Below are 25,249 nucleotides of genomic sequence, written 5' to 3' on the forward strand. Positions count from 1 at the left end.
TTACCACGGACCCAACCGCTGCAGAAGCGGCTGCCACCCCCATCCGGCTGCCGCAACTCCGCCACCGCCGCCGCCCGCCAAAGCGATCGCACCGTTGCTAATGAGCGAACCCAAGGTACTTCCAGCTAATGATCCCGTTGGCCCCATAAGGGCAGCGGCAGCCCCCGCAGTCATGAATGTGGCAACGACAGCAATGGCAGCGACAATAATCATGCCCATGCCACCGCAACCATCCTGCCCCGCAGGCATAGGCATATTCGGCGTGGTATCCCCCACAATCTCACGAGGATTGTATGGCTTGAAGGTATCTACCCTGTTGCCACCCGACACTTCCCTGGCTGGTATTAACAGCTTGGCACCGCTTAGCGGCTCAGTGGCCGCCAGACCATTGGCGTCAGCAATCAGATACCACAGCGTGGCATCGCCCCACACAGCTTTGGCGATGCTTTGCAGGGTGTCGCCTTGCTGGGCGACGTAGATGCTCGGGCCGCTGTTTGCCAGAGCGCTTTGTTTGACATAGCTTTGGTTGATGGTGTCGCTGACGTAGTCCTTGCTGCTGGTACCGATGAGTTCATCATTGACCAGCAGACTATAGGTGTTATCCCCTTTTTGTTCTTTACGCAGGATGTGGCCTGCGGTATCCACAAACAGGTTGCGTTTGTTGTTGGTATCGGTGCTGTCGGTCACAGTAATCAGATGACCATTGACATCGTAGGTGTTGACGGTGGTGGCTTCGCCACCGCCACGGTTACCGACCACCCTGCTGGCCTGGTACTGGTCAAACTGGTCTGCGGCATCATAGTGATAGCCGACGACCGTTTTGGTGTCCTGGGTATAGAGGGTCATCCTGCCTGCTTCGTCATAGGTGAACCTGGTGCCACTATACCTAGCTCCCGCAATGGGCGTATGCACCTGCTGGATATCAAGCTGGTCTATCTTGTCTGTCTTGTATTGATAAATGGTGAACTCGGCACTGACGCCCGCATCCTGGAATGACTTTTTAAGGTCACTATTGATAAAGATATCGTTCATAAGTTTGTCACTAATACCGCTACGCACAAGTTGGCTGTTGGCGTTGTAGTAGCGCTTGTCTATTTCAACACCGTCGCGGTTGATGGTGTCTAACCTGCCTATGGCGTCGTAGGAATAGGTTTCGGTGACATTGCCTGAGGTGGTACCTGCCATGGTGACGGGGATACCCAGGACATTGGCTGTGGTGGTGGTAATCTTTTTGCCATAGCTGGTGTCACTGAGACGGCGGCCTTCTTCATCATAGGTGAACTGGTGACCTTGCTCTGCACTGATGCTGATGACGCCATTGTTGTTGACGCCGTCGGCGATGACTTGCCTGTTCATGGCATCGTAGGTGTTCCAGGTAACTTTGACCTGTTCTTTACTATTGATCTGGTTACCTCCTACGGTGTTGACGAGTTCGCCCTTGGCATTGGTGGTGGCATTGGTATCGGTGACGTAGTAGCTCGATACCTTAGTTCGGTTGCCGTTGTCGTCATAGGTATATGTCAGGGAGTAGCGGTCTGTCTGGACGACGGCCAAACGCCCCAGTTTGTCATAGGACAGGTGGTTGTCCTGCAGGACACTGACGTGGGTGTCCTTAACCTGGATAACGTTCTCTGAGAGGCGGTTACCGGCAACATCGTACTGGTAGTAGGTGTTAGTAGTGGTACCGGCATCCTGGATGGTCAATACCTGGCCTAGCTGATTATAGGTGGTGGTGATGTCTTTGCCATAGTTGACACCATACTCATGAACAACCTGATTGTAGTAGTTGTAGGCGTACTTGGTGGTGTGCCCGCCCAAGTCAGACTTACTGGCCAGACGGCCTGTAGCGATGTCGTAGACCCAGTTCTTTTGTCCGCCCATGGCGTCTGTTTCGTTGACTTTATGGTTCAGTGCATCAAAACGGCTGGTGGTCTGGGAGCCATTGCTGCCGGTTGTATGTGACTCATTGTCGGCTTTGATGACGTTGCCACGCAGGTCGTACCAGGTACGCAGGATGCCGCCTGCGGCGTCTGTGGTCTGGATGCGGCGGCTCAGTTCATCATATTGATAGCTGGTGGTGAGTTGTGTGGTAATGACCTGCCCTGGTTTAAAATCTACTCCACCGTCTGCTGTCAGATCGGTGGAATGGTAAACATTGACTACGCCAACTTGTGTTTGTGAGCTGACACGACCCAATACATCGTATTTAAACGCGGTCTGGTAACCTGTTGCATCGGTATAGGACGTCCTGTCACCAAAGGCGTTGAAGTCCTGACGGGCGACGTGACCATCTGCACGGTGTTCTTCCAATACGTGACCGCTGGCATCGAGGACATTGAAGCTGATGTTGCCATTGGCATCCATGCCACCGATTTTTTGACCGAGGCTGTTGTAGGCGTCGGTGACTTTGATGTCTTTGATGCCATCGTTACGAATGGTTTCTATGAGGCGGTTGTCGCTGTCATAGTGGTAGCGGGTCAGCAGTTTGGGGTCGCGTACGTCTGTCGCACTGAGTACATTGCCCCAGCGGTCACTGGTCTGGATGATGCTGTTGTAACCAGCAGGGGCAATTGGTGTGCTGTTGCTGCCATTATTGATGTTGAGTGTTGGTATCCAGCTGATATCAGCCGCTTTGGGTATCTGGCTTATTCTTCCAATGTCCCCCATGGCCTTGAGCGCGGCCAGATCAGCTTCGATGGCGAGTCCGGCAGCGACTGAAGCAGCGGTTTTGAGTTGATCAAGATTGCCCTGGTCAACCTGCCCAGCATTGGTCAGTTTAGTTTGCTCCAATACGGCCAGATGGTTAAGCGCTAATGAGACTTTTTCATTAAAGGCCTTTTGATTGAGCCTGAATTGTAATTGTGTCGTCGCATCAGCACTGCTGCTAGCAGGACTGTTTTGTATGTCATACAAGATACCTAGTATGACTTCTGCACGGGATTTGGAACTTAGTTGTTGCAACCAGAAATTCCGTCCTGCTGCATCAGGTTGCTGACCAAAGGCATTGGTATAAATCTTGTTGATGAAATCTGTATCGTTAAGCTTGTAGGCTTCCAATGTATGCTCAGCATCGCCGCTGATCATGTTTTGCACAAACATCACGCGATCGGCCAGTGGCGCATCAATGGCGGGAATGCGTTCTGACCAATGATCAAAGCCATCCAGATCAGCTTCGCGGCCAAACATCATAATGAACAGGCTGGCAACTTGCGTGCGTGCGTACACTGCAGGTTTCGTATTGAGGGCCGCATTGATGCCTGCTGTTGCATTGTCTGCCGTAACACTGGTAAACAGTGTACGGGCAACGCCGACGTTGTCACCATTCATTGTCAGTGCATAGGTCAGGCCAACGGCTGTCTTGTTCGCCAACAATCTTAATCTGTCCGCACTTGCCTGATCAGTGGTGCCGTTACTCATGGTTTCACTGAGGATTTCATAAGCAACTTGTCCACGGGTCTTGGTGCGCAAATCATTAATATGCGTGGCGATGTTTTTACTGTCAGTGCTGCCAAGATTGCTGTAAATTAAACTGACGAAACTACTATTGTCCAGCCCTGCAGCAATATCACCAGGCTTTGCACCGTCCAGCATGAGCTGGGCAATGCTGCTGAGATCTGTGCTTCCCACGCGGGAGCTCCAATAACTAAGCCCTGATGCCTCTGGTGCACGGTTAAACATTAATGCGTATAAGCGTGCAACACTCTTTTGCGCTTCCGTCGCAGAAACTGTTGGTGCAGTAGATACCCCATAGACAGCACTTGCATTTTGGTGCGCAGTGTCTGACGCTGCTTTAGCCTGGTCAAATTTACTTTGAGCGTCAATCAGAACCTGGCTATCACCGTATTTGGCAGGGATGAGCACTGAGTTAATAAACGCCTGCTGAACGCTTTGGAAATTGGATATGAAAGTCGCGACTTTTTGATCAAAAAGCCTGCGACTTGCAAACGCAACTGAAATAACACTGGTTTCGTTTGCCAGGCCGCTGATAAGGCTATTAAATACATTGCCTATTGCTGCCTCGCCACTTTGCCGTGCTGTATCCAGACGTGAGGCCCAATACGACTCGCCGTTCAACGGATCTGGCGCTGTACGGCCTAATGCACCGTAATAAATACTTTGTATGAGGCTATAGCTACCAACTGAATTCAAATTGAGTTCGGTATAAATTTTGCCCGCAATCGTATCTACAGTCTCTTTACCACTAGCAATGGCATCTATCCAGCCGCCCATCTTGACAGTGAAGTTGGGGGAAATATTTTGATTATTCGTCAACAGCATAATGACTTGCAGTATGGACGCAAGATTTGTCGCTGTTGCTGTTGTGGTTGGGATAGAGATACTTGTGCCAGCGGCTCCAGCAGCATCTTTTAATGCCAGATAGCGTTGCAATGCAAGTGAAGCATCAGAAGCTGTTTTTGTTACTGCGGCATTAGCAACCGCCAGTGCGTTGCTCGCATTGTTTACTGCATGTGACACTGCCAAATTTACTTTAGCAATAAATTTGTCACGTGTTGCAAGAAACTGCGCGTCAGGATTATCGTTATTCAGAACACTGAATATCAAAGCGTTAAAAATAGCGCCCTGGCTATTAGCAGGCTCTGACCGTAATTTGTTGGCCCAATAGGTGATTCCAGCAGTATCGTTATCGAAGCGACTGAGGCTATTCGTATAGATACTTGCCATTAACACGTTTGGATCTTTCTTATCCAGACCCTCATTTACATACGTATTGGTATCGTGATACATGCTGGTGGCAATATCGACGATTTGCATACCTTCCTTCATCCGGGTTACCCAATAGGCGACACCTGCAGAGTCCGGATCGGTACGATTGAAGAGCAACACGTACAGTTGCAATACTTGCCTCAGGTGCTCAGGATTGGCCTGAGAGATTGCGTCCAGTGCTGCGCTGGTTTTTTTCGCAAAATTAGGGGCATCCTCTGCCAGACCTTTCTTGACGTTGTAATCAGAAAGTGCACCGACCAAAGTGTTCATCACATCACCTGATGGCGTTGTACTACCGCCAGCCGGTTGCAGGCCATTGACTTGATTTTGGAAATAGGTAACCCAGCCGTGAGCAGAATTAACAGCATTAACGGCATTGTCAAGAGCGCTCTGGAGTGGCGTGATATTGCCAGCCGCTATATCGTAGCTGGATTTTGCATCATTGAAGTCACTTATCGCCTGAGCATCGGTTGGTGTATTTCTTAGGCGATTTTCGGCGTCAGCCATGTCCCCTTTTCTCTCACCCAGGGTTTTATTCGCCAGTGCTAATGCAGCAGTCGCATTATCAAAGTCCAATTGCGTACGTGCAATGATGACTGCGCCCGCATCTTTGCTCTGAGTGCTTACTCTGAGCAGATTTGCATATCCAACGTAAGGTCCCTGATAAGTCTCGTTCAGGAGCCCATTATAGAAAGTATAGATCTGTTCAGCCTTATCCGGCCTCCCCATTGGGTCTGGGTTAAGAGTGTTGTCATCCGGTGCATTTTGCAGAGTGTCAGCCCACCATAAAGCACCTGGATCGCTGCTGGACAGATTCAGCGAAGAACTATAAATACGGCCGAAGAAACTTGTCGGAGAAAGGTAATTTACCCTCCGTGAAGGGTCAAAGTACATAGCATGTATGACTTGCTTGACGGTCATTCTGCCACTGTCAAGAGCCGCCTGCCAATATTGGACGCCTGCCAAATCAGGATTAGCTTCACCAAAAATAATGTTATACAACTGATAGATAGTTAATCTATTCGAAGATGTCAGCGGTGCAGCAATTTTTGACAAGGCTGCTGACGCATTTGCAGTTGTCACTGTATTATCGTTGACCGTTCTCTGTGCAGCATCGCGATCATTCGTTTTCTGGGTCAAATCAGAGGCCGCTTCCTTATAATTATCAGCAGCTGTTTTCTTAGCCGTTTCTAGAATATCGAGCCTATCTTTCAGGCGCTTCACATTGTCTTTTGCATCTTGCAATGCTTTTTCCGCACCTTGCTTATTCGCGATGGCCAAGCCTTCTTGAATCTCGGCTTCTAACTTCGCTTGCTGCGCCCTTGCCAATGCTGCCTGATTTGCAATTGCATTGTCGGCCTGTACTGCTGCGTTGGCAAATGCGAGCGCACTGTCAGCAGATTGCACTAAAGCTGTCGCCAGGCTCAGATCTCTGTCTACGATTTTTTTCTGTTCAACCCATGTGTTCAGATTATTTTGAGCTGTAGTCAGATCACTATCGACTTTTGTAAAGTCGGCCAAGGTCGCCTGCAGTTGTGCTTTCGCGTAAGCAAACGCAGCTGCACTGGCTTCATAGGCAACCATAGATGCTGCTAACTTGGTAGCATCTGCCCCCTGTTGTGCCTGTGCGAGTTTGTCACTTGTAGCCGCTACATTTGCTTTGGCCTGTTGCAATGCCAGGCTGGCAGTCATGGATTTCAAGTCAAGTTCAACAGCCGCCAATGACGCTGCGGCTTCTGTTACATCACCGGCAGCAAGCTTAACAAAATTCATGCCAGTGGCAGTTTTGAGTGTAAACACTTGTCGGGCATAGCTACTGAAATTCGCTGAACCGGATGGGTTAACCAGGTCGTTGATCATACGTTCCAGCACTTCGCCTTTACTGGCTGCACCAGGCTGCCCTGCCGCATTCAATTCCAGCACCCATTGATTGCTTTCCGTGACCGACGCAGCATCACCACCAAGGGTATTGGCATATATTTGCTTGACAAGGTCGATGTTGCTGACGGTGGAAAACTTGTCAGTCCAGATCGCATTGGCAATGGTGCTGAAACTGATGTTGCTACTGAGATTACTTTGCTGCAGCCAGTATTGATAACCTTTGGGGTCAGGTGAGCGGTTGAACAGCATCACGTATAAGCGTGCCAGGTTCAGTTGTTTGTTTTGTGTAACATTGAGTTGCGCAAATATGCTGTTGATGGCGGTAAGTGTGTCTGTCGCCGTGACCTGGGCATTGATCGTGGCAGCAACCTTGTCATCTGTGAGGCCAAAGGAATTGGCATACAACATGCCGACGTTAACACGGTTGTTGAATAGCTGTTGTGCCTGACGCCAGTCGAAATCAGTTCTTGTATTGCCAACTATGTCATCGATAAGTTCAAGGATGACTGCTGCTTTTTGTGCTGAAGTAGTGGTTGCGTTTAATTTATCCAGGAAGCCAGACTTTGCTGGCGACCCTTTCCAGTTCAGTACTGCGTCAAAGATGGTATCGGCGATATCCTTATTGGATTTTCCGGCCAAGAGACTTTGGCTCAGGATAACAGTAGCCTCGTCATTGATGGTGCGCGACTTATTCTTTAATTCATCTGCAAAATAATCGAGCCCACCCTTTTCTGGACTACGGTTTTGCAGCAGGACGTACAGGCGTGTCAATTGCAGACGAGACTGGGCATCGGTAACAAGGTTTCCTACACTGGCCACAGCCAGGGCAGCAGTTGTATCAGTTGCCGTAACTTGCGTGAGAATAGAAGTCGCTACAGCAATGTCTCGGCCTTTTAACTCACCGCCATAGGTTAACGCTACTGAAACCTTGTTGTTGAACAACTTGCTTGATGTCGCTATTGCTTCCACATTTCCTGTGTAAGCAACAGTGCCACGAATAATATCGGCCACTACACTGCCATGAGCATTGGTAGCGCCGCTATTCCATTGTGCTAACCAGTAAGCCTTGCCAGCGTCATCAATTTCACGTTTAAGCGCGTCATTGTAGATGAGCTTAAGGACCGCTTCGCCAGACAGCGCGTTTAACTTCATCTCTGGAAGATCGAGCAGATATTGCGCCATCTGGTCCAGCGTTTTGTTGGCGAGTTTTTCGGTAAAGTTAACCAGTTCGCTGTCCGTTGGCGCGCGGCCCAGCAATGCAACATACAACTGGGCTGCTTTGATGCGTTCAGAACCGTAACCGACAGTCATTTTCCCGTCGCTATGCGAAACGACGACATCATCCTGTTTATAGTCAACCTGATATTCGTAGATGCCTTCAGCCAGTGAACGATTGACACCATCAATGTTGCCAGCATCAGTATCAGATTTTCCATCCAGTGGATTAAAGACATAACTATTACCAAAATTGGTCAGCTTACCTGTGTACCAAGTAGTATTGCCAATCACACGGTAACGGAAAACCGGCTTTATATTTAGGTCGATCGGCGCAGCTATATTGATAACAGCACTGATGGAATTACTTTGATTGGCACCGAGCTTGTTGACCTGGACCCAATGGCCTGTCGCATCTTTTTTACTGATGACAATTTCAGTGACATAATTCTGTGTCGGAATACCCCAGCTTTTGTCATTATTCCAGAAGAAATCTACCACTCCCTTGGCTTGTAAAGCCTCGTAGACTTTCTCAACAGAACCCATTGTTGGCGGCACACCATTCAATCCTAATTTGGTATAGAACTGAACGCTGATTTTGACATCGCCATAGCCCCAACTTGACATATCCGGCATGGTGATTAGCACACTATTGTGGCCAGTAAATGTACCGCCAACCGGTGAACTGCCACTTGCGTCGCCAGTTCCATTTTTGAGCTCGCTTGGATCGGGTCTACCGTTGTTTCCGGTACTGCCAGCACCGCTATTATTATCCAGATTCCCATTGACAGTGAATTTGAGCGTGGAGCTTTGTGCGCTCACTTCCAGCTTGTTGCTGTTACCGACATTAGGAAGCTGCTTTTCAATGACATGACCTAAATGGTCGTATCGTGTGACAGATGAGGTAAACAGCGGATCAGGTTTGGCTTTTCCATCAGCTTGTGCTGCTCCATCAAGCTGAGCTTTTCCAACTACGCTGATCGTATCGGCCAAACTTCTGAGATCGACTGTACCGCTGGTAATCTGTACGGTACCACGTCCTTCCTGATCAACCAGCATGACTTTGGTGATACCGCCACTGGTGGTACGCCACAAATGCCCTTCATTGTCGTATTCATTGAGCAATGTGGTGACACCATTGACGGTTTGCTTTTGCAACTCACCAAAGGCATTGTATTCATACCGTGTCTCAGTCGTATCGCTACTGCCAGAAACACCTAGCTCTACCGTGCGCACCAGTTTTCCAGCGGCATCATATTCCATGCTGACCATGGCTGAGGTGTCAGAATTGCCGACGACCTGACCTTTGATGTCGGTCACTTTGCGTTGTTGTGCGACGAGATTACCATTGGCGTCATAAGACTGGTGGCTGCGTTTGTCTGCCGCATCAACACTATCGGTCACTTTGCCAAATGCATTGTATTGGGCATAGCTTTCACGTATATCCGCACTGGGCGTTGTCGGCGCAACAATGGTCGCTGTCTGCCACACAATTTGCTGGCTGGCATTGGTAAGGACCAGATTGCCGTCATCGCGCAAGCGCAACACCATGCCACTACCACTGGTGGCAGATTGCCACAAAGGAGCACCAGCATGATATACAACCAGGTTTCCATCGGTCTGCAAGGCAAGCCCCGTACTTCCCGAGGGGGCGCGTGTGTTGCTATACCAGATGATACCTGGCGCACTGGCATTGCCTTGTTGCCTGTCATACATCACCAAATTACCGTCAGACTGCATAACCAACTGGAAGCGGCCGTTGGCTGAATACAGTGCCTGGCCTTCAAGCAGGTTTTGGCCAGCGTTCATGCTACCCATATAGGTCATCAATGGATTACCCGATTGATTGCCCTGTGTCATTGGTGTTTGGCTTGTCACTACCGCATTGCCATAGGCATCGCGTTTGTAAACGGTATAGATGCCTGTATTGCTGGCACCACTGCCGCTGGAGGTTGTCGTTGCGACCCTGCCAAGCATGTCGTAGGTGATATAGCTAGTCCTTGTGATCAGGCCAATATTGCTGATTCCTGATATCGCACGGCCACTGTCAATTTCTTGTTCTGTCGTTGAGACGAGATTGCCAAGTTGATCATAGCCATATTGCGTTTTGACTGAACCATGCGCATTAACATCTGTGCGGTTGAAGCTACTGAGTTGTGCATACTCGACATTGAGCTTGGTTTCGCTGATTTTGCGGTTGATGAGGTCATACTCATAGCGTACACCACGGTCACTCGCTCCCCCAATCAGGGAAACATCTGCCACTGGTAAACCACTATCGCTGCCACTCCAGTTGGCTGCGAGGCTTGGGTAAGCGGCAGCAAACTCGACATGTAAAATAACATTGCCGTAAGCATCAAACTGCTGACGGGTCAAATAATTTTCTGCATCCAGGACGGCAACTTGCTGACCGCGTTGATTATAGGCGTAGCGTGTGGTGGCAAGGTCAACGCCTGCCTGCAAAATATTGCCATTAGCATCGTACACATTGCGCCCTACTGAGGCGCTAGCGAGCTCACCAAAGGCATTGTAGGTGTTACTGGTGACCTTGGCCTGGTATTCATAATGGGTACCGTCTGAACCATAAAATATGGATTCGGTGACCGTTGCGGCCTGGCCAAGCTGGTTGTACTGGGTTTTGATCTGACGGTCTTTAGTGCTGATGACGGGCACTATTTGTGCCAGGGTCGGCGCTGTCTCGCTCGTGGTATCGCGTTTGTCTGTGGCGTAGCGAATCAACGTTTCCACTTCACCAAAGGTATTGCGCTTGTATTCTGTCAAATAACCATTGGCATCGATATCGAACCTGACACGTCCCAACTGATCATAGACTTTGTAGCTGCGTTTGCCAGCCACGTCAATATTGCTGACGGCGTTACCCAATGTGTCATAGGTAACGTGGGTAGTCAACTGTTTACCGACGATGGTGACGCCAGTGCTACTGTTAGTCACGTCGACTGGTGGATAGGTAACACCAATCTGGCGACCTAAAGCATCGTAGGTATACTCGGTTCTTCTTTGCTGATCACTGTTACTGGCTTCTATACGGGCTTTGAGATTACCTACAGCGTCATAGACAAAGCGTGTTTCCAGCGCCAGCATGACGCTAGTGGATGACTTGGCACCATTTTTGATATCAATACTGGTTACTTCTACCGCTGGGGCTTTTTCTGTTTCCAGGCGACCGACTGCATCGTAGGTGTAAGTCCAGGTTGCGCCTTTTTTATTGGTGAAACTGTCCTTCTGACCAAGGCTGTTATAGGTGTACTTTTCAGTAAAGCCCATTGCATCGGTGGTCTTGAGCAAATGACCGGCATGGTCATACTCATATGAGCTGGTGCGGTCTTTTGCGGAGGAACTGACTGCGGCCTGGATACTGGCTAAATTGCTGTTCGTTACGACAATTGGCTGGTCGTATTGGGTTGTTGATTTAAGGTGTGTACCTTCATAGGTATTTTTTGTGACGTAGCCTTGCGCATCGACGCTATAGGCCAGGCGATTGGCTGCATCATAGGCGTAGCGCACCGTACGGTCTTGCTGGGCATTGACTTGTACTTGGTTCAGATAGGTTTGCGGTGTTGCACCAACAGCCACGTTTGCCGTACTGATACGGTTTGCATAGGCGGTCGTGCTGATGACGTTGCCATTGCCATCATAGGTGTTGGACGTGACGCTACCATCTGCTGCAATGCTGACTGTCAGGCGGTTCATGCCATCATAGGCAAACCATTGTGTGCGGTCATTGGCAGGATTGACACCATCGCCACTGGTTTTCTTGACGACGTTGTTGTTGGCGTCATACACGTAGCTGACGACACCACCGAGGGCATCGACGGTGCTGGTGACGCGGCCATCTTTGTCGTAGTAATTGGTGCTGAATCTGTCTTGTGCAGTTTCTGCCGGGATCAGTGCTTCCAGTGCGGCACGCGTAGGTTGCGTGCTCAGACCAGTGAGGTTGACAGCAGTTGCATAGCGGCGGACGGATTTGACACTGCCGTTTTCGTCATAGACGGTGCGTTGCATGCCACCAGCTGCATCGAGTACGAGTATCTGACGGTCTTCGCTATCATAAGCAAAGCGGGTGACGTTGTTCAAGGCGTCTTTGCTGCTGATGACATTATTATTGGCGTCGTACTGATAGCTGCGGGTCAGTGTGGTGCTGGTATATTCTTCTATGCGGCGACCAAGTTTGTCGAAGACATAGCGTTGTACCAGGTCTTGTGTTTCACCCTTTTGGGTGACTTTGAGGGTCTTGCCGCGTTTGTCGTAATCGTACTCGGTCACCAGTTTCAAGCCATCAGGATCAACCGTTTGTCTGATCAACTGACCTTTGAGGTCGTATTCGAGTTTGGTCTTGACGTTGTTCGAGTCTGTTATTTCGACTTGCTGGCCTCTGGCATCGTAGGCATAGGTCGTAACCAATGGAGCACTGCCTGCGATGATCAGAGTTTTACTGATCAGGCGGTTGGCGTCATCATAGGCATAGGTGGTTTTGTTCCCGTTGGCGTCTGTGCTTTCTTTGAGTAAATCAGCGTTGTCGTAGACGTTTGACGTGGAGATGCTATTTGTACCATCCGACGTACTTTTTAATTTGAGATTGCCATCTCTGTCATAGGTAATGGAAGTTGTATTACCTTTGCCGTCAGTCGATGCGATTACTTGGCCATACGAATTGGTCGTCGTTATGACGATACTTCCTTCTGCACTGGTCTGTTTTGTTTCAGAACGAAGTACATTATTTTTATATGAATACGTCGAAACATTGCCTTTGGCATCAGTCAAGGTCAATGTTTGATTGAATGCATTATAGCTCGTCTTATTGCTGTGACCGCTGGCCTGGTCGATGACTTCCACTGCCCGACCCAGACGATCAAATACCTGAGTCGTTACATTGCCGTTAGCATCAACTGAACGAATGGCACGACCAAAGGCGTCATAGTCAGTGTGAACCGTTTGCTTGATACCATTTGCATCTTGAATTGTTTCGATGACTTGACCGAGTTTGTTATAGCTGGTTTTGCTGACTACATTTTCTGTATCAGTGATAAGACTGGTAATACTGGTACGCTCACCAAATTGGTCGTAGCTGTAAGTCGTGACGTTACCATTGGCGTCAGTAGATGTTGCCAGATGCCCATCCAAGTCATAGCTCAAGTGTTGAGTGCTGTCTAATTGACTGTTGGCAATACCAGCCAAATTTTGCGTTAAAGAGGATGTAACCAGGCCACCATTCAAGCTTGATATACTTGCCAGACGAGTGCCATAACGGATAGTGTCGGTCAATTGGCCTAAATGGTTGTAGCGGTTCTCTGTGACTTCTCCCAGTACATTGATAGTGTGTGTCAGGTGTCCGGCCTGATCATAGTAGAACAGAGTACGGTGCCCGCTCTGATCTGTACTACTGGTGCGACGGTTGGCGGTATCGTAGGTGTAGCTAACGCCATAATTTTGCCAGGCGGTCGCTTCAGAAATTGCACCCGTGTTGAGTTGCCAGCCACCAATACTGGACATGTCACCAATGACGCGTCCATATTGGTCATACTTTTGATTGAGGAACCGGCTTTGTGCAGTGCCAAGATTGGCCTTTTGTTGAATGAGTAGGCCAGTTTTGTCGTCATAAAATGAAGTCGTTGTGGAACCGTTTGCCTCTGTATTAGTTTTTGCACGACCGAGTACATCATAGGTTTGTTTTGACACCAAATCTGAGGTTGCATCCGCTACAGGTTTGACGCTGTCCCACGCAACACCCGGGCTGACACTGTTCGCTTTATTGTTGTAACGGGTCGTCTGCGTCAGTTGCCCATCCAGATTGTATTGGTACTCAGTGGCATAGCCTTCGGCGTTAACAGTCCCAATCAGTTGATTCTCAGCATTGTAGAAGTTATAGCTGACCGCATCAGTAGACGGATTTTGGGTGATGAGGCTACTGAACACGCTGTTGACCAGCGCATTCTTGTTCTGCGTCGCATACGCTATCGTCACTGTCTGACGACCTGCGCTGTCGTAGCGGTATTCAACAATCCCTCCTTCTGCATCCACCGTACCAATTAATTTCTGGTCCTGGTCATAGTAACGGTAGCTGCTGCGGTCTTTACTGTCTGCTGTGACGGAGATGTCTTCCGCTGTCGCATTGACGCCTACACTGGACGGATTGAGGGTGTTGGCGCGCTGTATCGTGGCAACCAGTTTGCCTGCAGCGTTGTATTGCAACTCGGTGACTTCACCCAGCGGGCTGATGGTCTTGGCTACTCTTCCCAGTTTGTCGTACAGGGTACGGACGATCATGTCGCTGGCACTGGCGGTCACAGGAATGACGCTGACGTTGGTGGGTGCTGATGCATTGCCAGTTTGTACTACCTGGCCTTTGAGTTGCTGGAACTGGGCATCTGTCAGCGCATTGGCACGGGCGATAGTTTGTACACGCTGACCTGCTACGTTGTAGATGTATTGGGTGACTTCGCCTTTGCCATTGACATCAGCCTGGAGGTTGCCTGCGGCATCGTAGATGTGCAGTTGTTCTACGCCGCTTGGGTCTTTGGCATAGACGAGTCTGCCCAGGGCATCGTAACCATAACTGGTGGTGAGTTCACCACCGAGGGTACTGCTGAGCAAATGGCCCTGGTTGTCATAGACCTGGGTATCAATGCGGCCACTGGCGTTGTGCTGGACGATTTTGTGGTTGGCGTCGTCGTATTCGGTGTAGCTGGTCTTTTGCAGTGCATCGATGGTACTAGTCTGGCGACCCAGACCGTCGTAGGTGTAGCTGGTCTGGTTGTTGAGGGCATCGACTGTCATCAGCAGTTTGCCTGCAACATCGTAGGTGTACCGGGTGATGCTTTGGCTGCCGTCAGCTACGCCTGTGCCATCAGCATTGATCTTGGCGTAGGTGGTGGTGGTGCTGAGCTGGCCACGGGTGTTGTAACTGTAGTCGCTGCGGGTGGTGTTGCTTTGGACCTGGGAGGTGCTCCAGCTTTGCAGTTGGCCCAGTGTCAGTGGGTCGTTCGTTCCTAGTCCGGCTACGGGGTAGTTGGCGTTGGTGTAGTGGATGTCGGCGATCTTTTGGCCTGCGCTGTCATAGCGTTGTTCAGTGACAGTACCTGTAGCACTGATCTGGAAGCGTAACTGGCCGGGCAGGCCGTAGACGAAGCGGGTGCTTTGTGGGCCTGTGGACTGGTTGGCACCTGCTGCGGGGGTCAGGGTGCTGAGGATCAGGTCGCCATTGACGTCGTAGGTGTTGTCGGTGCGATTACCGGCTACATCGGTTTTGCTGAGCAGGTGGCCGGCTGTGTCGTAGGTGTAGCTGGTGACATTGCCTTGGGCATCGGTGAGGCTGGTGATGTTGCCGTAGTTGTCGTAGCCGTAGCGCAGTGTTTGTGTCTGGCCATTGGCTGCGGGTGCGGTGATGCTGTCGAAGCGTTTGTCAGTTGTGAGGGTGTAGACGGTGACGTTGCCAAAGGTGTCGGTGACTTTGGTTTGGCGGTTGACGGTGTCGTAGTCGAATTTGGTCACCTTGTTGTAGGCATCGGTGATGCTGGCAACGCGGGCTTCGCCATCTACGGTAACGTAGGTAAATTTCTGGTAGCTGCCGTCTGTCTGGGTGATGCTGTCGATGAGGTTACCAGTTCCCACATAGGTGTAGGTGGTGATGTAGACTTTGCCATCAGTGATGCTGGCGTCTTCTGGACTCAGGTCGAGCAGGACCTGGCTCAGGCGGTTCTGGGTATCGTAGCTGTAGCGGGTGTTGCTGGTGACTTTGCCGTCTGCTGCAACAATGCGCTCTTGGGAGAGGTTGTTGCCTGTGTAGATGAATTCTACCGATTCGCCATTGGCGTTGGTGATTTTAGAGAGCCGTTCGCCATTGTAGCTGTAGGTGGTGACATTGCCGCTGGTGTCGCTGGCTGTGGCCAACTTCCACATGTAGCCATTGCCACTTTGATAGGTTTCTGTCTGGTGAGTGGTCGTGTTGGTCCAGGTCCAGGTCGTGCCATCGCTGCTTAAGGTGTCGAACTGGCCACTACCTTGGGCTGCCACATAAAGTTGCCGACTACTGTCATAGACATATTGTACGGCGCTGCCATCCTGACCAGCACGGTAGACAATGCTCCCTGCGGCATTGATGCTGCCACTTAATCCAGAAACATGGCGGTAACCGTTGATCCACCAAGCATCACCATTGTCGTCGGACAGTTTGCCTTGGCTGTTGTAGCTGCGCAATAGCGAGACATCTTTGCCAAGCCCTTCCATCGTTGCATCGCTGTCTCTGAGAACGACGTTGCCAGTGGCAAGGTCGACAGCAGTGAGTTCACCTGTCTTGCTGTTACCCACATTAACCAGAGCAAGGTTTTGTTTGCTATTGGCGTAAGCACTACTGTCAAAACTAATGCTTGTACCATTGGCTGCAGACGTGGTGACCGTTTTTAGTACGCCATTGGCATCGTAATTGTAAGTGGTGGTGTCACCTTGTTTGTTGGTATAGGTCTGTTTTTGACCAAGGCCATTGTAGGTATAACTTTCTGTTTTTCCCTGAATGTCGGTAGCACTCAACAAGTAACCAGCTTTATTATAGACAGCCTTAGATTGTTGACCGACGCTGTTGTAACTGTACTTTTCGACTGTACCTTGCGCATCAGTCTTGCTTTGCAAACGCCCTTCGCTATAAATCTTTATATTGCCTAAACTATCGGTCTCCGTTGAAAGCAGGCCGTTTGTGTCGTAGGTATATGTGCTGGTAACACCGTTAATGTCGGTCGCGCTGACCAGGTGATTGTCTTTGTCATACGTTTTACTATCTGTTTTGCCTTGGGCATCGGTGTTAGTTTCCACACGAGCTAACAAGACTCCTGAGTCGGCAAAGGTCGAGGTCGAAGTAAATCCATCGAGTTTGACTGTAACTGTAGCTTTACCACCAAAATTATTATAGGTGTAATTTTCCGTCTGCCCTTGAACATTGGTTTTACTTAATACGCGACCATCCCTGTCAAATGTTGTACTGTCCGCACTTCCAACATTCACGGTCGTACTTTGTACACCACCTAATTTATCGTAGACATAACTAGTTGTTATGTCTTTTGCAGCATCAACGTTAATGGCATTTTTTATCGCTGCCGCATCACCATAAACTAGATTCGCGGCATGTGTATTGATAGTATTTGCAAACTTAATAGTTTTCTTAAGCAGCGTGCCTTCATAGATGTTTTGAGTCACGAAACCTTGCGCATCAACGACATAAATCAGACGATTAGCTTCATCATAAGCACGACGTTCGGTAAGGTCTTGCGGAGTATGTTTGCCAATCAGCATGGCAGCAATGTCATCTGACCTTGAAACCAATGGCACACTATTCGGGTTCAAGCGTGTTGCGTAAATTGTCGTACCAACCAAATTGCCGTTAGCATCATAAACAAAATCAGTAGCAGTCCCATCTGACGCAATTTTAAAACCCACGCGACCTAAAGCATCATAAGCAAACGTTTCGAAGGTGTCCTTTGCGTCCGTAGCAGCGTAGAAAATATTAAAGTTGTTGGCCTCAATCTGCGATAGAGACACTTTAGTTGCATAATGAACGGCACGTACTACGCGTCCATAAGTGTCAAGAATATAGCGAGTGACCTCTCCTTGAGCGTTGACTTCGCCAACTGGAGTGTCGCCCCCTTGAAAAGCACGATAAGACTGTAGGTCACTGACATTTGGTGGTGGAATCAATGCCAATAATGTCGTTCCGCTAGCATTATCGCTAATACTTGCGACATTAATAGTCGTGGCATAACGATACACTTTGCTGAAAAGACCATTAGGATCATAAACAGTTTTTGTTATGTTTCCTGCGGAATCTATACTCAGGATTTGCCGATTTTGGCTGTCGTAAGCAAAGTGAGTAACATGTGCCTGTGCATCGGTGGTGCTGATAACGTTGTTGTTCGCATCATATTGATACTTACGACTAATGCTCAGTCCACCATCTACGGACTCGGTTGCACGACGACCCAATGCGTCATAAGTGTAAATTTGGGCTAACTCTACGCCGCTATCATGCCCTTTTTGACTGACTTTCAGCGTATTACCTGTTGCGTCATAACTGTACTCAGTGACAAAATTCAAACCACTAGGATCTACGATGTACTGTAGTAACTGACCTTTATGGTCGTAAATTAATTTCGTAACTTTATTATCTGGGTCAGTAATTTCAATCTGACGCCCCAAAGCGTCATATTTATAACTAGTCACGAGTGACTTGCCATTTGACATGTTGAGTGCTTTACTCAGCAGACGATTAGCATCATCGTAAGTAAATTTGGTTACATTTCCATTCGCGTCGGTGTTGCTTATTAATTGACCAGATTTAGCGTATTCGTTAAAACTCAGGTAAGGGCTAAAATAAGAATTATTTGGATTTAGATAGCCTTCACCTGCACCAGATACAGCAATTAGATTACCGTCCTTATCATAACGAGTTGAAATAGCGCCACCACGCCTGTCATATTTGACCTCACCAAAAATAGAGACTATTTTTGAGTTACTACCTGCAGTTGATGTATTAACTGCGTCGATTCTCATATCCCCCATGTCAAAAGAATAGGAAAATCCTGTGTAAAACCCTAAGGCATCAATTTTCGTCAAAACCCGACTGAACGCATCATAGGTTGTTCTTGTAGAACTTCCACTCGCGACATCCTTCACTTCCACAACCTGACCCAGCTTATCCAAGTTCTGCTGCGTGACATTACCCATCGCATCGACGGTGCGCCATGCACGACCAAATGCATCGTAGTCTGTATGCACAGTTTGATGCAGGTTTGCTGCATCGCGTATGGTGTCTGTTACTAAACCACGTTTGTCGTAATGCAGTTCGGTATCAATTTGTTTGGCATCAGTGATCTTGATCTGCTGACCAAACTGGTCATAGGTGTAACGGGTAAGCTGATTATTTGGATCGGTCACTGCAAGCAAACGGCCATCCAGATCATAGGTATTGCTGGTCCTGATGTCGTCAGCAGAATTCGCTATCGCCTGGATTTTTTGATTGAAATCTGCTGTCTGCAAGCCACCATTCAGTGTGTTCAAACCTGTTACACGGTTTGCATATTGAATCGTATCTGTCAGTTGCCCAAGATGGTTATAGCGCTGTTCTGTCACTTCGCCCATTGCATTGACGGTAAAGGTCAGATGCCCTGCCTGGTCATAGTAATACAGAGTCCGATGGCCGTTCTGATCAATGCGGCTCGTGCGGCGATTGGCTCCATCGTAGGTATAGGCTATGCCATAGTCTTTCCAGACTTGGGTTATTTGGTCCGCTGAATTTGCCAGTGGTTCATAGTAGCTCAGTTCAGCACTTCCGTTGCCGCCCAGAGTTGCTACGACGCGTCCGTACTTGTCGTAGGCTGTATAGCCCTCCCTTAGCCCGTACGAGAGCGAGAGATTAGCTGTAATCGAAGTATGTCTCGCAAGCCCGGAGTATTCATCATATGAGTATGAAGTTCGCACTCCATTTCTCACACTCGCTCCTATTGTCAATGTACTGGTAGCTACACGGTTTTTAGCATCATAGGTATTGGCTGTGATTTGATCATTGCCAGCGTCCCGGGGCGGCTTAACTGCCTCCCAATTCAAAGAACCATTGATGGTATCTATTTTTTTTGCGTAACGAATGGTCTTTGTGATCTTACCATCCAAGTTGTATTGGTATTCAGTGGCATAGCCCTCCGCATTAACGCTTCCAATTAATTGGTTTTCGGCATTGTAGAAGTTATAGCTGATTGCATCCTGGGACGGATTTTGGGTGATGAGTCCGCTCAACTGACTGTTGACCTGTGCATTCTTGTTCTGTGTCGCATAAGCGATTGTCGTAGTCTGACGGCCTGCACTGTCATAGCGGTATTCAACAATCCCACCTTCTGCATCCACCGTACCAATTAATTTCTGGTCTTGATCATAGTAACGGTAGCTGCTGCGGTCTTTGATTGCGTCTGCTGTTACCTGTATCTCCTCTGCCGTGGCATTAATGCCGACGCTGGACGGATTGAGGGTGTTGGCGCGCTGTATCGTGGCAACCAGTTTGCCTGCAGCGTTGTATTGCAACTCGGTGACTTCACCCAGCGGGCTGATGGTCTTGGCTACTCTTCCCAGTTTGTCGTACAGGGTACGGACGATCATGTCGCTGGCACTGGCGGTCACAGGAATGACGCTGACGTTGGTGGGTGCTGATGCATTGCCAGTTTGTACTACCTGGCCTTTGAGTTGCTGGAACTGGGCATCTGTCAGCGCATTGGCACGGGCGATAGTTTGTACACGCTGACCTGCTACGTTGTAGATGTATTGGGTGACTTCTCCCTTGCCATTGACATCGGCCTGGAGGTTGCCTGCGGCATCGTAGATGTGCAGTTGTTCTACACCTGTCGGGTCTTTGGCGTAGACCAGACGGCCCAGGGCATCATAGCCGTAGCTGGTGGTGAGTTCACCACCGAGAGTGCTGCTGAGCAGGTGGCCCTGGTTGTCGTAGACCTGGGTGTCAATGCGGCCACTGGCGTTGTGCTGGACGATTTTGTGGTTGGCGTCGTCGTATTCAGTGTAGCTGGTCTTTTGCAGGGCATCGGTGGTGCTGGTCTGGCGGCCCAGACCGTCGTAGGTGTAGCTGGTCTGGTTGTTGAGGGCATCGACTGTCATCAGCAGTTTGCCTGCAACATCGTAGGTGTACCGGGTGATGCTTTGGCTGCCGTCAGCTACGCCTGTGCCATCAGCATTGATCTTGGCGTAGGTGGTGGTGGTGCTGAGCTGGCCACGGGTGTTGTAACTGTAGTCGCTGCGGGTGGTGTTGCTTTGGACCTGGGAGGTGCTCCAGCTTTGCAGTTGGCCCAGTGTCAGTGGGTCGTTCGTTCCTAGTCCGGCTACGGGGTAGTTGGCGTTGGTGTAGTGGATGTCGGCGATCTTTTGTCCTTCGCTGTCATAGCGTTGTTCGCTGACTGTACCAGTAGCACTGATCTGGAAGCGTAACTGGCCTGGAATTCCATAGACGAAGCGGGTGCTTTGTGGGCCTGTGGACTGGTTGGCGCTTGCAGCAGGGGTCAGGGTGCTGAGGATCAGGTCGCCATTGGCGTCGTAGGTGTTGTCGGTGCGGTTACCGGCGGCATCTGTCTTGGTCAGCAGGTGGCCGCCTGTGTCGTAACTGTAGCTGGTGACATTGCCTTGTGCATCGGTGAGGCTGGTGATGTTGCCTGCCGTATCGTAGCCGTAGCGCAGGGTTTGTGTCTGGCCATTGGCTGCGGGTGCGGTGATGCTGTCGAAGCGTTTGTCTGCGGTGAGGGTGTAGACGGTGACATTGCCAAAGGCGTCGGTGACTTTGGTTTGGCGGTTGACGGTGTCGTAGTCGAACTTGGTAATCTGGTTGTAGGCATCGGTGATGCTGGCAACGCGGGCTTCGCCATCAACGGTAACGTAGGTAAATTTCTGGTAGCTGCCGTCTGTCTGGGTGATGCTGTCGATGAGGTTACCAGTTCCCACATAGGTGTAGGTGGTGACATAGACTTTGCCATCGGCGATGCTGGCATCTTCGGGACTCAGGTCGAGCAGGACTCTTCTAATGCGACCTATTGCGTCGTAAATATATGAAGTATTACTAAAAACCTTACCATCAGACCCGGTCACTTTTTCTTGTGAGAGATTACGACCAGTGTATGAGAACTCTACCGCGTCACCATTTGCATTGGCGATTTTAGACAGCAGGTCGCCGTTGTAACTGTAGGTAGTAATATTACCGCTAACATCGCTAACAGTAACCAGTTTCCAAGTACCGTTGCCACCTTGATAGGTTTCTGTTTGGTGCGTAGCACTATTCGTCCAGGACCAGTTAGTACCATCGCTGCTAAGGGTATCAAATTGGCCACTGCTCTGTGTTGCCACATACAGTTGGCGTGTGCTGTCGAAACTGTATTTGATGACACTGCCGTCCTGGCCTGCGCGGTAGACCTGACTGCCGGTACTATTGATATCTCCTATCAAGCCTGAGATACGTCGGTAACCGTTAATCCACCAAGAGTCACCGTTGTCGTCACTCAACTTGCCTTGGCTATTATAAGTCCGCAATAAAGAAACATTGCCACCACGACCAGCCAAAACCGCATCATTGTCTTGTAACACGACATTGCCATTAGCTAAGTCGACTGCAGTTCGCTCGCCCGTCTTGCTACTGCCCACATTAACCAATGCCAAGTTTTGTTTGCTAGATGCATAGGCTGCAAGATTATTACTATTACCGCCACCAGTATTGCCATCAATTACGGGCGCGGTCTCACTTAAAAAATTTCCATTTGCATCGTAGGAATAAGTCCAAGTTTCTCCCTTTTTATTGGTATAACTCAGCTTTTGGTTGCGACTATTATAGGTGTAACTTTCAGTGTCACCAATAGCATCGGTCTTACTCAATAAATTGCCTAATTTATCATAAGTGTAAGTAAGGCTTGCCACCATTGACGCATTTGAGTTGATGGCATTTTTGATAGCCATCGCATCGCTGCCAACAATATTGATTGGGCTAGCATATAGCATCACTTGCTTCAAATGCAGGCCTTCATATAGGTTCTGCGTAACGTACCCTTGCGCATCAATACCGTAGATAAGGCGATTGGCTTCATCATAGGCGCGACGCTCAACACGATCGTCCGCACTTTTTTTCCTTTCCATCAACTGGGCAAGCACATCAGCCTTGGTACCAACAGCCACATCATTGACACTTATCTTATTAGTAAAGATAGTCGTCGCAGTCAGATTTCCTGCTTTATCGTACGTATATCCAGTAACACTACCATCTGTACTAATCTTGAAACCAAGACGACCGACTGCATCGTATGAATAGGATTCGACAAGATCGAGTACATTGACAGGAACAAGGCTTGAACTAAAATCTACAGGCGGCGGAAGTGTAATTTTGGTGGCAAACTGCGTGTTTCGCACAATACGACCTGCTCCATCGTATGCATGAGAAATGACCTCTCCAAGTGCACTTACCTCGACGGTCATGCGACCATCTTTATCATAATAACGATAAGACACTTGGTCATTAGTGCTTGATAGCGGAATCAAGGCAAGTAAAGTCGCACTGTCAGCCGCACTACCAATAATTGTTACGTCAATTGCCGTAGCATAGCGACGTACCTGGGTGATACGACCATTCAAATCATATACTGTGCTGGTGACACTTCCTGTCGCATCAATACTGAGTATTTGCCGATTCTGACTGTCATACGCAAAGTGGGTAACATGAGCTTGTGCATCAGTAACGCTGATAACATTGTTGTTGGCATCATATTGATATTTGCGACTGACAGTCAGTCCACCATCCTGGGATTCGGTTATGCGGCGGCCTAGAGAATCATAAGCATAGGTTTGCATTGACTTGACGACATTGTCACGATCCTTTTGGGTGATCTTGAGAGTTTTACCAGTTTCGTCGTAACTGTATTCTGTAACTAAATTCAACCCATTTGGATCAACGATAGTTTGCAATAATTGGCCGTTGTGGTCGTACACCAACCTGGTGGTTTTATTTTCTGGATCAGTAGTTTCAATCTGGCGACCAAGTGCATCATATTTATAGCTGGTAACCAACGGCTGACCATTCGCTATTTCCAAGGTTTTACTCAGCAAGCGGTTAACATCGTCGTAGGTGTACGTTGTTGTATTACCGTTTTCATCGATATTTAGAACCAGGCGACCGGACTTATCAAAAGTCTTATTTATGACATACGATCCATTGTATTTGGTGATTTCATTGCCGTCTTTATCATATGCGAACCCAAAATTTGTGCCGTCTGCATTATTTTGACTCACCTTTTCACCAGTACGAAGAAAACGCTCTGATGATACAAGTCCCTCAGCAGATGTGGTGACAACGGGTGCTCCTTGCGGACCCCACGAATACGAAAATTGAGTTACTGCGCCCTTTGCATCAATTTTCGTCAAAATCCGACTGAACGCATCATAGGTTGTTCTTGTAGAACTTCCACTCGCGACATCCTTCACTTCCACAACCTGACCCAGCTTATCCAAGTTCTGCTGCGTGACATTACCCATCGCATCGACGGTGCGCCATGCACGACCAAATGCATCGTAGTCTGTATGCACAGTTTGATGCAGGTTTGCTGCATCGCGTATGGTGTCTGTTACTAAACCACGTTTGTCGTAATGCAGTTCGGTATCAATTTGTTTGGCATCAGTGATCTTGATCTGCTGACCAAACTGGTCATAGGTGTAACGGGTAAGCTGATTATTTGGATCGGTCACTGCAAGCAAACGGCCATCTAGATCATAGGTATTGCTGGTCCTGATGTCGTCAGCAGAATTCGCTATCGCCTGGATTTTTTGATTGAAATCTGCTGTCTGCAAGCCACCATTCAGTGTGTTCAAACCTGTTACACGGTTTGCATATTGAATCGTATCTGTCAGTTGCCCAAGATGGTTATAGCGCTGTTCTGTCACTTCGCCCATTGCATTGACGGTAAAGGTCAGATGCCCTGCCTGGTCATAGTAATACAGAGTCCGATGGCCGTTCTGATCAATGCGGCTCGTGCGGCGATTGGCTCCATCGTAGGTATAGGCTATGCCGTAGTCTTTCCAGGCCTGGTCAATTATTGCAGGGTCAGAGTTGGTAAACAGTATTTCGCTACCATTGCCCGCCAGCGTGCCAATAACTCGACCGTACTGGTCGTAAGCAGTATTTGAAGCACGCCTTAAATACGGTCTGCTCGCGTCCTGAACTGTGTTCGACAATAGGCCAGTCTTTGTGTCGTATACGTTTTCTATAAACTTAGTTAAATTAGTGCCAAAAGCATTACCCACATTAAATTTACTTGTACTCAGGCGCCCCAAATTGTCAAAGAACTGTTGTAGAGTTTGCCTGTTGGCATCATTTTGAGGACGGAGACTTTCCCAGGTTTGTGATGAACTGACAGACGTCAACTTTACTGAGTAACTCGTCTTTTGGATGACATGACCACCTGCATCATACCGATAGTCGATCGCATACCCTTCCGCATTAACAGTCCCAATCAACTGGTTCTCAGCATCATAGAAGTTATAGCTGACCGCATCAGTTGACGGATTTTGGGTGATGAGTCCGCTCAACTGGCTGTTGACCTGCGCATTCTTGTTCTGCGTCGCATACGCAATCGTCGTAGTCTGACGACCCGCACTGTCATAGCGGTATTCAACAATCCCACCTTCTGCATCCACCGTACCAATTAATTTCTGGTCTTGATCATAGTAACGGTAGCTGCTGCGGTCTTTGATTGCGTCTGCTGTTACCTGTATCTCCTCTGCCGTGGCATTAATGCCGACGCTGGACGGATTGAGGGTGTTGGCGCGCTGTATCGTGGCAACCAGTTTGCCTGCAGCGTTGTATTGCAACTCGGTGACTTCACCCAGCGGGCTGATGGTCTTG

The 25,249-nt window shown here is 49.0% G+C and carries 1 protein-coding gene (running past one end of the window); it reads right to left on the minus strand.

What is annotated here, in order from left to right; genetic code table 11:
* Positions 1-25,249 carry the 3' portion of a DUF4214 domain-containing protein gene (locus UNDKW_RS20185; RefSeq protein WP_162060169.1) on the minus strand. 2,165 nt of this gene lie beyond the right edge of the window, so the window shows 25,249 of its 27,414 coding nt (coding positions 2,166-27,414); the start codon falls outside the window, past its right edge; it ends in the stop codon at positions 1-3.

This window comes from Undibacterium sp. KW1 (genome assembly GCF_009937955.1).
GTDB lineage: Bacteria > Pseudomonadota > Gammaproteobacteria > Burkholderiales > Burkholderiaceae_D > Undibacterium.